This window comes from Ruegeria sp. BB6, from assembly GCF_056539385.1.
In genome coordinates this window covers 209540-224406 of sequence record NZ_JBQFUW010000003.1, presented here as the reverse complement: position 1 = coordinate 224406, position 14867 = coordinate 209540, and the positions used below count along the sequence as shown (strand labels likewise).

Genomic DNA, 14867 nt, shown 5'->3' with positions numbered 1-14867 from the left:
CGGGGGTACCGGAATGGACCGGATAGAAGAGCTTGAAAACGCGCTGACAATTGAAAGCGCGTACGCCGATCATGTCCGGGTAGACGATGCCCGACGCTTGACTGGGCCGGGACTGTTGTGGAACCGCCCCGGCGCGGTGATGGATGTGTTTTTCACCGATACCGGCACCGCGCAGGTCACTGCTTTGTGGGAAAAACACGCGCGCCGCGTGCTGGACGCACTTGGCTGGCAGGATCAGGACGTAACCCACCGCAGTTTCACCGGTGGCGTCAATCTGGCGATTTCAGCACCGATGGATCAGCTCTATTCCGCTATCTTCGCGGTGCAAACCGTCTGGCATTTCTGTGCTGCCGAACTGTTGGCATCCGAGCCCGGCGATTTCGATCAGATGGTTGCGGATGTCAAAAGCGTTATGGAGAAAGAAGCCAATCCCGCGCTGATCGCCCTGATTGCGGCAGCAGAAGCGCATGGTGTGGATATCCTGTGCGATGATGACGAAGTGTCGATCGGGCACGGTACTGGCAGTCAGACCTGGCCGGTCGATGCGCTGCCTACCCCCGATGACTTGGACTGGTCGGCTCTGCACAATATCCCGGTGGCCTTCATAACCGGAACCAACGGCAAAACAACCACAACCCGTTTACTTGAGGCGATCGCGCGCGCTTCGGGCAAGGTTGCCGGGCTGACCTCGACCGAATTTGTGCGGGTGGGAGACGACATTCTCGACCGTGGCGATTATTCCGGCCCCGGCGGCGGGCGAATGCTGTTGCGTGACAAAAGGCTGGAGGTCGCCTGTCTGGAAGTCGCGCGCGGAGGAATCCTGCGCCGGGGGCTGCCGACCCGCGCGGCAACGGCAGCGGCGGTCACCAATGTGGCAAACGACCATCTGGGGCAATACGGGGTCAACACGGTGCCGGAACTGGCTCAGGCCAAATTCGCCGTGCATCGCACGCTGGCCGAGGGTGGCGTGCTAGCACTGAATGCCGATGACTTGTATGTCCGCGCAGAAGCGGAAAATACATCCGCAAATATCTGGTGGTTCTCGCTGGATGCGCAGAACAACCTTGTCCGTCAGGCGCGTGATGCGGGCAAGTGCTGCGCCTATGTGCAGGAGGGAGATATCGTCTTTTTCGACGGTGCGGTCGAACAGGTAGTCATTGCAGTTTCCGATGTTCCCCTGACCATGGGCGGCGCTGCGAAATACAATATCCTGAACGCGCTGGCGGCCCTGTGCCTTGCCTTGGCACTGGACTTGCCCGTTCAGGGGGCTCGGGATGGGTTGGCCGGGTTCAAACCCGACGCCAAGGACAACCCCGGACGCTGCAACGAGTTTAGTTACAATAATGCGCGTGTTTTTGTGGATTTTGCGCATAACCCGCATTCGATTTCGGCCGTTTGCGATGCGCTGTCAAGCCTACCGGCGAAACGGCGTTACATTATGCTCAGCCATGCTGGCGATCGGTCGGATCAGGATATTCGGGACGTTACCGCGACGGCGTTAAATTTCCAGCCCGACGTGGTCGTCGCAGCCGAACTGGAAGGGTATTTAAGAGGTCGCGAATTGGGAGAAATCCCGGACCTGATCAAAAAATCCGCCTTAGAACAGGGATATGACGCGCAACAAGTCCTGAGAGCATCTTCGCCCTCTCTAGCTGCCTCGATGATATTGGAAAAGCTGGAACCGGGTGATCTTGCCTTGCTGTTGGTCCTGTCCGAACGCGACGCCGTGCTCGCGATGCTCGACGGATAAACAGAGCCGGGTGCCGGTGTCACGCAGTTGTAGCTAGCACACGGCGATGTAAGCGCGCGCAAATGCAAACAGGCAGGGAAGTATGCACCAAAAATGTTGCACCTTCGACCTGAGACCGATCGGAGGCAGACTACGGTGCAGAACCCGCCAAGTGATCGTTGCGCAGTATCCGGTACTTTGGGCTCAGTGGAGACTTTGAGTGAATTCCACTCAACGACCGCAGTGCGGAAAATGCTGTCGTTCTGTGCGAAGCAGCAGGCCCTCGAAATTGACTCCGAGCCGACATCCATAAATTGACTCAATTGCTGCGGATGCAGCCCGCTTAGCCATCATGCGTTGCGATGGTGGTAATACTTCTTTTGCGAGCGACCACAAAGCTGACGAACTGGCGCGAACGTCGCACAGGAACCCATTTCTTCCGTAGAATTTGGTACAACGACTCAATCTGCTTATGATTGGCTTAAGCCGTTGAATTCGGAGGCGCATATGTTTCGACTAATTATAGTTACTCTGTCGCTGTTCATCTTTCCGTTTGAGAAGGCATTGGCGGAAATCATCCATCTTCACGCCAAACGTGGAAATATTGAGGGCGTTCTCGCAGAGCTAGACAAGGGTGTGCCGCTCGAACTTCGCAGTACGAACATGACAAGTGCACCGGGCGTTACACCGCTTTTTGTTGCGGCAAAATTCGGCCATACTGAGTTGGTTGAACTTCTTCTTGAGCGAGGTGCCGATCCCACAATTTTTTTCTATCAGGGAAATGATATTTATACGGTTGGAACCGCTCTCCACCATGCGGCCGGGTATGGTCATATCGAAGTAGTAAAAGTGCTCATTGAGGCTGGGGCGGATCCAGCCAGCTATGAACCATATATCTCAACTCCTTTGCATCAGGCGCTGAGAGCGGGGCACATGGAAATCGCCGAGGTGCTCATCGAAGCGGGAGCGCCACAGCGAGTAGAGAGCCAACCGATTGCCGATAAGTTGCAAGGTGCCAATGTTTCAAATGGAGAGTTTCTAGCCAAGGGGTGCGAAGTCTGCCACGGCAAACCTTCGTCGACGGGGATAACAGGTGATAATGGGCCCAACTTTTGGGGAGTATTCGAACGACCCACTGCGTCCGATCCCGAGTTTTCTTATTCAAGTTATTTGCGCGAATTAGGTTTGGTGTGGGATGCAGATACACTGAATAGCTATCTCGCTAGCCCATATCAGTTTGTACCCGGGACGACCAAAGTGATGCTCGGAATTGAAAATGAAAAAGATCGCGTGGATATCATTGCATATCTCGCAACATTGAAAGATTGAGCTGAATTCGGATGGCGACCAGTTTGTCCCGCTTTGCTGGGAGATGACAAAGTGTAGCGAACGTCTGCATTTCACCCACTCCGAAAATTGTTTGCCATGAAGCATCGGTCACATTGGGCTCAAAACAGTCGTTCGCTGCACTTGTCATGAATGACTGCTTTGCGGACAAAGCGGAAATCGCAATGCATATCGACCGGTCTTTGCTGCCGCTTACTTGGCAAAGCCGCTGCCGCGGTGCGGCCGCCAAAGCAGCCGTTCGCTGTGGATACCAGAACCTAGTTCAATAAACCTAGTTTCCTGCGGGACAGCTGTTACGTCACCTGTCGGTTCAAATGGCACTGAGCGGCCGGCAGAAATTTGTTCGCACTACTTTCTTCGAAAAAGCAAACTCTTGGACTACTGTTGCAAGTAACCTTGTCACTTCATCCGCAAATTTGTGGAAACCTCGTTCGGTACGCAGTCAGAAAAACCCCAGCCTTCAGATCATTGAACACTGACTAAAGTCATCATTGTAAGCCGTTAGGCAGCTCTTCGCTCCACTTTCGAAGTTCATCAAGAAAACAAAGAGCAGTCTGACCAAACTCGGTCACCGAGTATTGCACTGAAACAGGTGACGTATCCATAACCTGCCGACGCACCAGGCCCTGCTCCTCAAGCTGACGCAATCGCTCGGTGATCATCTTCTTGCTTGCCCCGCCGATCATGCGCGACAGATCGTTGAAACGCACAGGACCATCTTTGAGGTGCCATAAGATAGACCCAGTCCATTTTCCGCCGATGATCCGCATACCGCGTTCGATTGCACATGGCTCCAGACAGGCCTCCGTGACCTTCCGGCGCCCCTTTGCATCCTCATCAATTCGTGCCCGCATCGTCGTCCTTTCGCCCAGATAGCTAGGTTACCAAAAGTATACTAGTTGATTTTCAACACCTGTACCATCAAATGCTCTCTGAGCCCCAAGAAAGTCAAGGGTTCAAGATTACACAAATAGGATATGGACATGAGCAAAATCCTGATCGTGAACGGTACGCAGCCCTACGACTTCGCCCCCGGACAGTTGAACGCCAGCCTAACAGAGCGCGCGCGCGACATGCTGACCGCAATGGGTCACGAGGTACGCGTGGCAACTGTCGCCGAAGGCTATGACGCGAATGCTGAGGTTGAGGCGCACCTATGGGCCGACACAGTCATCATGCAGTTTCCGGTGAATTGGATGGGAGTTCCGTGGGTTTTCAAGAAATACATGGATGAAGTTTACACCGCTGGAATGGATGGACGGCTAAGTACCGGTGACGGTCGGACGGCAGAAGCACCGAAGGCCAATTATGGGATGGGAGGCGCGCTGAGCGATAAGACTTACATGCTTTCAGTGACGTTCAACGCCCCGAAAGAAGCGTTTAACAATGAATCCGAGCCGTTCTTTGCCGGTGGCAGCGTCGACGACTTGCTGACGCCGATGCATCTGAACGCAAAATTCCTTGCCATGCAGCCCCTGCCGACCTTTGCTGCGTTCGATGTTATGAAGAACCCGGAAATCGACGCCGATTTCGCTCGATTTGACAAGCATCTGAAAACCACATTTGCCGAGGTTGAACATGTCCCAGCCTGATATCCATCTTTATACCGCCGGCACGATGAACGGCTACAAGCCAGTTATCTTTTTGGAAGAGGCAGGGATCCCCTACGACCTGACTCACATCAACTTTTCCAAACAGGAACAAAAAGCGCCGGATTATCTGGCGCTGAACCCGAACGGAAAGATCCCGACCATCGAAGACCGTTCGGAAGGGCGCGCGATTTTCGAATCCGGCGCGATCCTGTGGTATCTGGCCGAAAAATACGGAAAATTTCTGCCATCGGACCCGGTCAAACGGTCCGAGGTCATGCAATGGATGCTGTTTCAGGTTGGTCACGTAGGACCGATGATGGGACAGGCGATGTATTTCCAGCACATCGCCGCGCCCAATGGCCATGAAGAGCCGTTCTCAATCCGCCGCTACGTGGATGAAAGCCGCCGCTTGATGGAGGTGATGAACTCGCGTCTGGACGGGCGCGAATGGATCGCTGCAGACGAATACACCATTGCCGATATGATGCTGTACCCGTGGGCTCGTGCATATGTCTGGGCAAGGGTAGATGTGTCGGACCTGTCGCATCTGAATGCTTGGTTCGACCGCATTGATGCCCGGCCGGCCGTGCAGCGTGCGTTGACCATCCCAAAGGCCAACCCCCAATTCTGGGATGCCAACGCAGATGCCAGCGCCTTTGCCAAGGAAAACGCGTCGCGCTTTTCCAGCGATGTGAAAGGAACCTGAACCGTGCAAGCTGCTCTGCCCATTCGCGTCGATATCGTGTCAGACGTTGTTTGCCCTTGGTGTGTGATCGGCTACCACCAACTTGCCAAAGCCGCGCGCGACACCCAGACCAAACTGGATATCTATTCGCATCCATTCGAGTTGAATCCGCAGATGGCCGAGGGTGGGGAGAACCTGCGCGAACACCTGGCGGCAAAATACGGGACCACATTGGAAGGATCGATCAAGGCGCGTGCCCGCCTCACCGAGATGGGCGCAGCACTTGGGTTCACGTTCAACTACGCCGATGACATGCGGATGTATAACACCTTCCGCGCGCATCAGTTGATCAACTGGGCCACAGAGCAGGGCAAAGGCCACGAGATGAAGCAGGCCCTTTTTGCGGCCTTCTTTACGCACCGCGAGGATGTCTCGGACATGCAGGTTCTCGCCGACGCGGCCGCTGGCATCGGGCTGAACCGCGCCAATGCGCTGGCCATGTTGCAAAGCGGAGAACGGGCCGACGGCGTGCGCCAGAAAGAGGAGTTCTGGATCCGCCAAGGCGTTCAAGGTGTTCCGGCAATGGTGTTCGACCAACGTCACCTTGTAACTGGTGCGCAAGGCGAAGAAAACTACGCCCGCATCCTGATACATCTGCAAGATAACAGGGCCGCGTGAGGCCGGTGAGTACAGGCCCGAGTTGCGTGATTGCCGCGCGATTAGATTGATGTCGTCCGGCATGCCCTCGCTTAACAACCGTTACGGGGGTTGCAAGGTCTTGGTCTCCACGACAACCTTCGTCTTTAAATAGCAACTCAATCAAAGTGGCCGCATGCCGGCCACTACAGTCTGCCAACTTTCAAGAGTTTCCAATTTATGGCACTGCATGACCACCCCATGTGGCGAAAGCCGCAACATCATCAAGACCTCGACCACGCGCATGACCATGTCCACTGGGCCGAGTTGTTCTATGACCTGATCCATGTCGTGACGATATTCTTGCTGGGCAACTATCTGTCACATCACCTCGATCTGCATGGGTTTCTTGTGTTCGCCGGAGTCTTCATCACGCTCTGGTACGCGTGGGGTGAGCTCAGTATTTTCAACTCGATCTACGTCAGTACTGATTTCTGGCATCGCCTGGTCATGGCCGTGATGATCTGCACGGTGATGTTTATGGCCGCGGCGATCCCGGCCATCGACGGCAAAGGCTGGGTTTTCTTTGCGTTGGGTTTTGCCGCAAACCGGGGCATGATCGCGGCGTTGTATTATCGCGCCAGGCGGGCCAATTCATCAGGCGAGTCGATGTCGACGGCGCAGATCCGCAACTTCTCGGTCTTTGCAGTGATCTTTGCCATCACGGCGTTTCTTCCCGCACCACTTGCGTATTGGGTGTTTGCGGCCGCGATGGTTGCCACGCAGGCGATGTACATGATCCCCGGCGTCACTGTTCTGCGCTTTGAGCGCTTCGTCCCACGCCTTGGCCACATGGCCGAGCGGTTTGCCCTTTTGACACTGATCGTTTTAGGCGAAGGGTTCTTCAAACTGGTCGTCACTCTGTCAGAGAAGGGAATCTATAAAGTTTCGCCTGACGTTCTGGTCAACTTTGTTATCGGCGGCGTTTCGATGTTTGTGATGTGTTGGATTTATTTCGACTTTGTCGGTAATGCCAAACCAAAAGACAAAAAAGTGTCGACATTAGTAATCTGGTGGCTTGCGCATCTGGTACTGATGTTGTGCGGAGTCATGGTTGGCGTGGCACTTGCAGCGGAGGTCAAGGTCGGGTTTTGGGAACCTTACCCAACCGAATATGCAGCCATTGGCTGTTTTGGTCTTGCAGGTTACATAGCCATGCTTTGGGTGCTTCAGAACGTCATTGAGCACCGCTTGGCCTCAGACTTCGGGCGCTGGGATATCCGAGTGTTTGGGATCGTTCTGGCAATTGCCTGTTTCTATATCGTCCCACATGTTCCTTCATTGGTTGGTAACCTGATCTGGGGGACAGCTTTGCTATCACAGATCGCGATACCTTTGACGCGCGCATGGATGAAGTTCCGAGATGAGTGAGGTTGTGACAGATTCAAGCTATTTGAGGCAGAGGGTCTATTGGTGGCTGGAGCGCCCAGACCGGGCAGCCACAGGCCCTTGGTTGTTGGAAATAGCTTTGATCGCACTGATCACGCTGAACGTAGCTGCAGTTATCCTTGAGACGGTCGCTTCCATCTATGCTCGTTGGGGTTTCGCGCTTAACCTGTTCGAAGGCCTTTCCTTGTTCGTGTTCGTGGTCGAATACGTTGCCAGACTTTGGGTCTCGACCGAGAACCCAAGCTATAAAACGCGCGCCTCCTGGGCTGTGTCTCCGATCGCGATCATCGACTTACTGGCTGTGCTGCCTGCGCTGCTTTACCTGATCTTTCCGGTTGACCTGCGACTGCTTCGAACTTTCCGTATGTTGCGGCTACTCAAACTCACTCGGTACTCGCCTGCGCTCGGCATGCTTCTCGCTGTATTTGAAGAAGAGGCTGGCGCTTTTTTCGCCGGTTTCTTTATCTTGATGGTGATGCTGATATTTGCCGCAAGCGGTGCTTGGCTGGCAGAGCATGAGGTGCAACCAGATGCGTTCGGCTCAATCCCGGCGGCAATGTGGTGGGCTATGGCGACACTTACGACCGTTGGCTATGGCGACGTGACCCCGGTCACGGTCGCGGGGAAGGTCTTCGGAGCAGCGATCACGGTGATCGGCATAGGTATGGCCGCATTGCCTGCAGGGATCATCGCAAGCGGTCTAAATGACCAGTTGCACCGCCGACGCGCAAGCCTAGAGCGTGAATTTCGAAAAGCCCTAGAAGACGGCGATATCTGTGAGGCGGACGAGGCCGTTATTGACGCCGTTCGCAAGCAATTGGGCCTGTCGCGCCGCGCTGCTGACCACATACGAAATCGCGTGCATGCCGAAACGGTGCCGCAGGTCGATCGCTGCCCCACCTGTGGCCAACCGACGACCCAAAATACCAAGCCTGTTTATGAAGACTGACTTTTCTGCGAAACACCTTCAATTGACTTGGGTCGGGCGTCCGCACCGGGCTCGGAGCAGACGTTCGGCAGAATTCATTGAATGTCTGCTACGCGGACAATCCTGCCGTTATCTCATCTTCAGTTGTAGAGTCGATCAGGTCGCACCGATCACCCTAGCCGGTGTGCTTTCTCCCGCCCTGTACGTCATCTGAATAGAACCAGTCGTCGGGATATGGATACCACCAATCCGCCTCCTTCGCCTTTGGATCAATCACGACCATCTTGGGTCGTCTGAAAGCCTCGAGGCCTTGAAGGCCTAGCGTGCGCCCAAGCCCAGAATTCTTGACGCCGCCAAAAGGCAAGGCATCGTTGTCTACGAGCGGGTTGTTGACCCAGACCATCCCCACCTGTAGCTTGTTCACCCCTTGAAATGCCTCGTCCAAGTCGCCGGTAAACAGGCATCCGCCAAGACCGAATTGTGACGCGTTTGCCATTTCAAGCGCTTGGTCAAAGTCGCTCACCCGAATGACCGAGGCGACTGGCCCAAAGACCTCTTCCTGAGTTAGCGCCATGTCCGTCGTGACGCCGGTCAGGATCGTTGGTTCGAAAAACCAACCCGGCCCGACGTCATCCGGGATACCGCCTCCTACCTCAACCACCGCGCCTTTCTCAGTTGCATCGCGCACTAGCCGCTCGACCTTGTCGCGCACCCTCTTGGAGACCAAAGGTCCGATTTCCGCCACCCCCATGCCGTCACCGATGCGCAGTTTCCGGGTTCGGGTCACGAATTCATCGACAAAATCGTCGTACACGTCATCCACTACAAAAATCCGTTCAGACGATGTGCAAACCTGGCCCGACTGCAAAAATGCAGCGGTAACCGCCCCGGCGGCAGCGACCGCGATGTCGGCGTGTTTACTGACGATCAGTGGATCGCTTCCCCCAGCCTCGATCACTGCGGGTTTCAGGTTCTCTGCTGCGGCCACTGCGACTGCACGACCTGTCGGCACGGACCCTGTAAAAGCGACCACATGGGTTTTGGGGCTGGCAATCAGCTGTTTGCCCACGTCTGCCCCCCCCGGCAGGCAAGCTATCAGGTCTTGGGGCAACGCTCGAAAAAACTCCATGAACGCCATCGTGCACAAAGTTCCTGCGGGTGAGGCTTTCAACACTACACCGTTACCTGCGGCAAGTGATGCGGCCATCGACCAGCAGCCAAGAATGAGGGGAAAATTGTACGGAACCACATGCACGGATACGCCGTAGGGCTCGAATGTCTGATACTGAAAAGATCCAGTTTGCATCGTGCCGGCGATCTTGCCAGCGTCATTGCGCGCCATCTCGGCATAGTACCGGAAAACCGGCGGGATGTTCGCAATCTCGCCGATCGATTCAGGGTAAGGTTTGCCCGTTTCCAGTGTCATCAAGCGGGCGATCTCAGTCATGTCGCCGCTATCGATGTCGTTGGCGATCTGGTGCAATACCCGCGCGCGAGACTTGCAGTCCATTGCAGACCACTTCCTTTGCGCCGCATTGACCCGGTCCAGAACCTGGTCCACGATCTGCGGCGACGGTTCACCAAAAACCCCGACGGGCTGCAAGGTAGACGGGTTGAACAGAGTGGTCCCACCACCCTCCAATGGCACATGCTTGGGGTTAAGGTAGTAGCTGGATTTGAACGGGTCACGCATTTGGCAGCCTCCTTATTTGACAGGCATTGAGCCGTTAGCGGATCATGTACACTTTCTTGACCGTCTCGTGGACAGTGCAAACGCCTTTCCAGTCCTGCGGAAAAAAGGCCGCCGTATCGGGCGTAATCTCAATTACCTCGCCGCTTTCATGGACATAGGTACAGCGGCCTTCCAGAAAGTGGCAGAACTCGTCCTTGGTGACGTGACATTCCCACTTACCGGGAGTGCAGACCCAAAGGCCGCATTCTGACTGGCCGTCAGGCCCCTTGTGGATCAACTTTCCCGAGGTGCGGGATTGCCCTTCAATCATCGTCGGGATTACCCCCCAATCGACAAGATCAGTCTGCTGGAGCGGGTTTTGCATACGTGGCGTGGTCATGTTTCAGGTTCGCGATCCGTTAGGTAGTAGGTGTTGCGCAATGTTTCCTCGACAGTGCATTCCCCTACCCAACCGGCGAGGAATAGTACGGCCGTTCCGGGCGTAACTTCGATGCTTTCGCCTGCATCCGACCGATAGACCGCGCGGCCTTGCACAAAATAGCAGAACTCGTCACGCGGTATCGTTAGGCGCCAGCGGCCTGGAGTACAGACCCATGCGCCGATCTCCGGCCGGTTGTCAGGACCCTTGTGAACCAGCATACCCGATGAATGCGACTGGCCTTCAATCATGTCCGGCTGTAGCCCCCAGTCCGTGAGGTCGGTGCGGGTCGAGATTTCCGAAAGATGCGGGGCGCTGCTCATTCCGCGGCTTTCAGGATTTCGTCGAGAATGCCAGCTGCCTTGGTCGGGCCATGCCGTGACTGCATGTGAGCAGAGGTTGCCGCCATCTTCGCCTGCATTCCTGGATCGTTGATACATTTGTCGAGGGCAATAGCCAATTCATCATCGGTCCAGTCGTATCGGTGAAACCCGAACCCGTGGCCGGTTTCCTGAACACGGGTGGCGTTATCGTGGCCGTCCCAGACATAGGGCATAATGATTGCTGCTTTGCCGAAATATAGGCACTCTGTGAACGAGTTGTTACCGCCATGATGTATCACCGCGTCAACCTGCGGAATTACCGAAGGCTGGGGATACCAGCTCTGTATGTGCACGTTGTCGGGAATGTCTGTGTATTCGTCAATGTAATCCCCGACATTTACGAGCGCCCGGTAGGGCAACCTGGAAATGGTCGAAATGATCCTCTTTAGCAGGTCGGTGTCGCCTGCGCCAAGCGACCCGAAAGATACATAGAGAAGTGGTTTGTCATTGTTGGACTTAAACGTTGGCACCTCAAAGGGTTCTTCTTCGCGCACGCAACCTTCAAGATACTGAAACCGGTTTGGGTCCAGTGGGTTCTGCCGTTCGTACTTTGCCGGCTCGGGATAAAGCAGAAGGTTCATTGTGGGCGACGCTTCGAAAAACTCTCCAATCGGATAGGCGTCTTCGTTGCATCTGGCTAGGAACGCATTGTAGTCGTCGTGGATCGGCTTGATCACATCGTGGAACTTTGCCTCATAGGCCTCCATGCCCTCGCGGTCATCCACCCGGCAGCCCGACAAGTGCGGCGGCACAATCGGGTCCGGGATTTCGTTTTCGGAACATGAGATGATCCGCACCCACGGTACGCCGAACTGCTTGATGGCTGGGAACATAATGACATTATCCACGCAGATCATATCTGGTTTGATTTTTGCCAATACCTCGGGCAGATCTTTTTGCGCCCATTTTGCGCTGTCGACGATCGCCTCCCAGCAATCCTTGACGTAGTTATCGATCTGGTCGATCGGGGCTTTGCGAAAATTTGGGATGTGACCGTTGATGAAATCCTCCCAGAACTTTGCCATCGCCTCGGGTTCCATCGGCTCGGACAGGGCAACAGGATGCGCCTCAAACCCATAACCTTCATATACCTCGACAAAGCCGGGATCGCTTAGAAATACAGCCTTATGGCCCAGTTTCTCGCAGGCCTGCGCGATGCCAACCGAATTCAGCGCAGGGCCAAAGGCAGCTTCGGGGAAGAAGGCGATGGTTTTCTGTGACATTGTAGGTCTCCGGTTAGATTTGGCTTAGCAGTTGGGAAGGATGCGGGAATGTTTCGCGTCCCATACGCAGTGGACATCCTGACCCGGCTGGATATTTTCACGGTCGGCTTGGCTGGCGGGAACGCGGGCGGAAAGGGTGCTCCTCCCGCCGCAAACGCGTACATGCACACCCAGGTCTGACCCGTGATAGGCGACTTCTTCAACAGTGCCGGGAAGGCAGTTGCGTCCATCTTGAGGGGCGGTCTGCATCAGGCTGACCCGTTCCGGGCGCACAGCGATCGTTGCAGCACCGCGCAGCTCGGAAACGCCCCTCAGCATTCCCGCCCCGTCGACATCGACACCGCCGTCGACGGCGTTACCATCCAGAAAGTTCATCACGCCGATAAAATCTGCAACAAAGCGCGATCCGGGGTGTTCGTAGAGCTCGTGAGGAGTACCGACCTGCGCCAGCTTGCCATCATGCAAGACCGCGATCCGGTCGGCCATGACTAGGGCCTCTTCCTGGTCATGGGTCACAATTAGAAATGTAATCCCCACCTCGTGCTGCAACCGTTTGAGCTCCAGCTGCATCTCTTCTCGTAGTTTCTTGTCCAGAGCTGAAAGGGGCTCATCCAGCAACAGGACTTTTGGCCTTTTGACCAGCGCGCGCGCCAAAGCAACCCGCTGTCGCTGCCCACCAGAAAGCTTATCCGGCTTGCGCCCGGCAAATCCCGAAAGTTTCGCACTTTCCAGAACCTCGGCCACTCGCGTGGCTATTTCGTCCATGGGTAATTTCTCCATTTCTAACCCATAGGCGATGTTTTTTTCGACGCTCATGTGCGGAAACAAGGCATAGGATTGGAACATCAGGTTCAGGGGCCGCCTGCTGGGACGTATGTTTGTCACGTCCTGCCCGGCAACGATTACCTGTCCTTCCTGTGGCGTTTCGAATCCTGCCAGCGTCCGCAATAGTGTGGTCTTGCCGCAGCCCGATGGGCCCAAAAGTGCAAAGAACTCGTTATCGCGAATATCCAGTGAAACATTGTCGATCGCGGTCACCAAACCGTATCGCTTTGTTATATTCCTGAGTTGAATCCCTTGGCTCATCGACTGAAAACCTCTTTGTCGGCACGCTGCGCGAAGAAGACCAGCGTGAACGAAACGAACATGACGATGGTAGCCATCGCATTGATTTCCGGCGTGACGCCAAATCGGATCATTGCGTAAATCTGCATCGGCAACGTGGTCGAGGATTGCCCAGCACCGGCGGTAAAGAAGGCAATAATGAATTCGTCCACAGACAGGGTGAAAGACAACAGCGCCCCGGCGATAACCCCCGGCGCGATGGCGGGCAGCAGGATGCGGCGAAAGGTGGTAAATTCGCTGGCCCCAAGGTCGGCGCTGGCCTCAAGTATCGAATGGTCGAAATTGCGCATCCGCGTACGCACCACGGCGACAACAAAGGCTATGTTAAAAACGACATGGCTGAGGATGATCGAATGAAGCCCCAGCGTCATGTTGAGTAGGGTGAAAAAGGACAAGAGCGCGATGGCCAGAACTATGTCGGGGATGATCATCGGTGCGAACAGAACCGCGTCTAGAACTGAAGAATTACGCCGTGTCTCGACACCGACCGCCAAAAGCGTGCCGATTATTGTCGCCAGAACGGTCGAGATTAAGGCCACGATTAGCGTGTTGCGCGCCGCCGACAGTATTGGATCCGCGGTAAACAACTTGCCGTACCATTCCAACGAAAACCCGGTCCATACAGTTGGAAGTCCGGCCCGGTTAAAGCTTAACGCCATGAGCACAAGGATCGGCACATAGAGAAAGGTGTAAAACAAAACCAGGTGCAGCTTCAGGCCCATGTTGGATCGGTCCCGCATCAGTCCTGCCCTCTCTGTCCCGCTGCTCGATTGGCCAATACCGCCTGTGCGAACAAAAGCCCCATCATAATCGCAATCAGGAACATCGACAGCGTTGCTCCGAACGGCCAGTCGCGGGCGCTCAGGAACTGGTCATAGATCAGGTTTCCAACCATCTGAAGTCGCCCGCCACCAAGCAAATCGGGCGTAATGAAATTGCCGATCGACAATACAAAAACAAAGACACCACCTGCCGCAATGCCGGGAACGGTCTGTGGCAGTATCACCCGGTAGAAAGTGGTCCAAGCGGGCGCTCCAAGATCTTCCGAGGCTTCTATGGTTTCGACATTTATGCGGTTCAGCGACGAATAGATCGCCAGAACCACAAAGGGGGTGTAGTTGTAGACAAGCCCAACGATCACCGCGAAATTGTTATAAAGCAGAGACAGCGGCTCATCGATCAAGCCTGCCCCCTGGAGAGTATTATTGATCAAGCCCTCGCGGTTAAGCATCACGATCCAGGCGTAAGTGCGGATTAGGTAGTTGGACCAGAACGGCAGGATCACCAAGATCAGTAAACCGGTCTGCCAACGGCGCGGCGCCAGCGTGATGGCATAGGCCGCCGGATAGGCGATCAGGATCGCGATTATCGTGGCTAGAAATGCGATCTTGGCCGAGCGTAAGAAGATCCCAAGGTAAAGAGGATCGGCGGCCCGCACAAAATTTTCAAATGTAAAGACGTGGTCGATGCCGCCATAGATACCGCGTTCAAAAAACGCATAGGTAAAAATAAGACCACACGGCACCACCATAAGAAGCGCAAGCCAGCCCAAGCCCGGCCCCAGCAAGATCACCGATTTCAGTCGATTGGTCATATTCTTGGCAATCTGTGGAGTGATGTCGTACAGGCCCGACCCTTTGTTCGGGTCGGGTTTTGCTC

15 protein-coding genes are annotated in these 14867 nt (G+C 55.1%); 7 read left to right on the top strand and 8 right to left on the bottom strand.

What is annotated here, in order from left to right; genetic code table 11:
* Positions 1–13 precede the first annotated feature (13 nt).
* Complete coding sequence (locus ACR0B7_RS09750) at positions 14–1750, top strand: Mur ligase family protein (protein WP_170387170.1); 1737 nt, start codon at positions 14–16, stop codon at positions 1748–1750.
* 486 nt (positions 1751–2236) lie between these two features.
* Positions 2237–3058, top strand: coding sequence for an ankyrin repeat domain-containing protein (locus ACR0B7_RS09745; protein WP_170576728.1), 822 nt, complete (start codon positions 2237–2239; stop codon positions 3056–3058).
* Positions 3059–3564: 506 nt separating this feature from the next.
* On the opposite strand, the gene ACR0B7_RS09740 is transcribed toward ACR0B7_RS09745, so the two are convergent.
* On the bottom strand, positions 3565–3930 hold the full coding sequence (locus ACR0B7_RS09740) for a winged helix-turn-helix transcriptional regulator (RefSeq protein WP_170576729.1): 366 nt from the start codon (positions 3928–3930) through the stop codon (positions 3565–3567).
* Between the two features lie 129 nt (positions 3931–4059).
* Here ACR0B7_RS09740 and ACR0B7_RS09735 point away from each other — a divergent pair, with 129 nt between their 5' ends.
* The 5 genes from ACR0B7_RS09735 to ACR0B7_RS09715 all read left to right on the top strand — a co-directional run bounded on the left by ACR0B7_RS09735 (position 4060) and on the right by ACR0B7_RS09715 (position 8387).
* Positions 4060–4668: an NAD(P)H-dependent oxidoreductase gene (locus tag ACR0B7_RS09735; protein ID WP_170559355.1), complete on the top strand. Its 609-nt coding sequence runs from the start codon at positions 4060–4062 to the stop codon at positions 4666–4668.
* Positions 4655–5374: a glutathione S-transferase family protein gene (locus tag ACR0B7_RS09730; RefSeq protein ID WP_170559353.1), complete on the top strand. Its 720-nt coding sequence runs from the start codon at positions 4655–4657 to the stop codon at positions 5372–5374. Before ACR0B7_RS09735 ends, ACR0B7_RS09730 begins: the two co-directional genes overlap by 14 nt.
* A gap of 3 nt (positions 5375–5377) precedes the next feature.
* Complete coding sequence (locus ACR0B7_RS09725; RefSeq protein ID WP_480681356.1) at positions 5378–6031, top strand: DsbA family oxidoreductase; 654 nt, start codon at positions 5378–5380, stop codon at positions 6029–6031.
* A 198-nt stretch (positions 6032–6229) separates the two neighbouring features.
* Positions 6230–7420, top strand: a complete 1191-nt coding sequence (locus ACR0B7_RS09720; RefSeq protein WP_170576730.1) for a low temperature requirement protein A — start codon at positions 6230–6232, stop codon at positions 7418–7420.
* Positions 7421–7517: 97 nt separating this feature from the next.
* Positions 7518–8387 (top strand): ion transporter, encoded by an 870-nt coding sequence (locus ACR0B7_RS09715; protein WP_170576731.1) that lies wholly within the window; start codon positions 7518–7520, stop codon positions 8385–8387.
* Positions 8388–8541: 154 nt separating this feature from the next.
* Here ACR0B7_RS09715 and ACR0B7_RS09710 read toward each other — a convergent pair whose 3' ends face one another.
* The 7 genes from ACR0B7_RS09710 to ACR0B7_RS09680 are packed head-to-tail and all read right to left on the bottom strand — an operon-like array spanning position 8542 to position 14802.
* Positions 8542–10059, bottom strand: a complete 1518-nt coding sequence (locus ACR0B7_RS09710; RefSeq protein WP_170576732.1) for an aldehyde dehydrogenase family protein — start codon at positions 10057–10059, stop codon at positions 8542–8544.
* 34 nt (positions 10060–10093) lie between these two features.
* Positions 10094–10438 (bottom strand): cupin domain-containing protein, encoded by a 345-nt coding sequence (locus ACR0B7_RS09705; RefSeq protein ID WP_010442245.1) that lies wholly within the window; start codon positions 10436–10438, stop codon positions 10094–10096.
* Positions 10435–10800, bottom strand: coding sequence for a cupin domain-containing protein (locus tag ACR0B7_RS09700; RefSeq protein WP_170463251.1), 366 nt, complete (start codon positions 10798–10800; stop codon positions 10435–10437). Before ACR0B7_RS09700 ends, ACR0B7_RS09705 begins: the two co-directional genes overlap by 4 nt.
* On the bottom strand, positions 10797–12083 hold the full coding sequence (locus ACR0B7_RS09695) for a nucleotide disphospho-sugar-binding domain-containing protein (protein WP_170486026.1): 1287 nt from the start codon (positions 12081–12083) through the stop codon (positions 10797–10799). Before ACR0B7_RS09695 ends, ACR0B7_RS09700 begins: the two co-directional genes overlap by 4 nt.
* A gap of 24 nt (positions 12084–12107) precedes the next feature.
* Entirely contained in the window at positions 12108–13169 is a 1062-nt protein-coding gene (locus ACR0B7_RS09690) for an ABC transporter ATP-binding protein (RefSeq protein WP_170486027.1), read from the bottom strand.
* On the bottom strand, positions 13166–13948 hold the full coding sequence (locus ACR0B7_RS09685; RefSeq protein ID WP_170486028.1) for an ABC transporter permease: 783 nt from the start codon (positions 13946–13948) through the stop codon (positions 13166–13168). The genes ACR0B7_RS09690 and ACR0B7_RS09685 overlap by 4 nt, the downstream gene beginning before the upstream one ends.
* The gene (locus tag ACR0B7_RS09680; RefSeq protein ID WP_170463247.1) at positions 13948–14802 is read right to left on the bottom strand and encodes an ABC transporter permease; all 855 of its coding nucleotides are present in this window, start codon (positions 14800–14802) and stop codon (positions 13948–13950) included. The genes ACR0B7_RS09685 and ACR0B7_RS09680 overlap by 1 nt, the downstream gene beginning before the upstream one ends.
* Positions 14803–14867 lie beyond the last annotated feature (65 nt).

Excerpts from the sequence above, each read along its gene's own strand:
- ACR0B7_RS09695 (WP_170486026.1), bottom strand. The coding sequence starts at position 12,083 with ATGTCACAGAAAACCATCGCCTTCTTCCCCGAAGCTGCCTTTGGCCCT.
- ACR0B7_RS09680 (WP_170463247.1), bottom strand. The coding sequence starts at position 14,802 with ATGACCAATCGACTGAAATCGGTGATCTTGCTGGGGCCGGGCTTGGGC.
- ACR0B7_RS09740 (WP_170576729.1), bottom strand. The coding sequence starts at position 3,930 with ATGCGGGCACGAATTGATGAGGATGCAAAGGGGCGCCGGAAGGTCACG.
- ACR0B7_RS09735 (WP_170559355.1), top strand. The coding sequence starts at position 4,060 with ATGAGCAAAATCCTGATCGTGAACGGTACGCAGCCCTACGACTTCGCC.
- ACR0B7_RS09690 (WP_170486027.1), bottom strand. The coding sequence starts at position 13,169 with ATGAGCCAAGGGATTCAACTCAGGAATATAACAAAGCGATACGGTTTG.
- ACR0B7_RS09685 (WP_170486028.1), bottom strand. The coding sequence starts at position 13,948 with ATGCGGGACCGATCCAACATGGGCCTGAAGCTGCACCTGGTTTTGTTT.
- ACR0B7_RS09710 (WP_170576732.1), bottom strand. The coding sequence starts at position 10,059 with ATGCGTGACCCGTTCAAATCCAGCTACTACCTTAACCCCAAGCATGTG.
- ACR0B7_RS09720 (WP_170576730.1), top strand. The coding sequence starts at position 6,230 with ATGGCACTGCATGACCACCCCATGTGGCGAAAGCCGCAACATCATCAA.
- ACR0B7_RS09745 (WP_170576728.1), top strand. The coding sequence starts at position 2,237 with ATGTTTCGACTAATTATAGTTACTCTGTCGCTGTTCATCTTTCCGTTT.
- ACR0B7_RS09730 (WP_170559353.1), top strand. The coding sequence starts at position 4,655 with ATGTCCCAGCCTGATATCCATCTTTATACCGCCGGCACGATGAACGGC.
- ACR0B7_RS09705 (WP_010442245.1), bottom strand. The coding sequence starts at position 10,438 with ATGACCACGCCACGTATGCAAAACCCGCTCCAGCAGACTGATCTTGTC.
- ACR0B7_RS09700 (WP_170463251.1), bottom strand. The coding sequence starts at position 10,800 with ATGAGCAGCGCCCCGCATCTTTCGGAAATCTCGACCCGCACCGACCTC.
- ACR0B7_RS09750 (WP_170387170.1), top strand. The coding sequence starts at position 14 with ATGGACCGGATAGAAGAGCTTGAAAACGCGCTGACAATTGAAAGCGCG.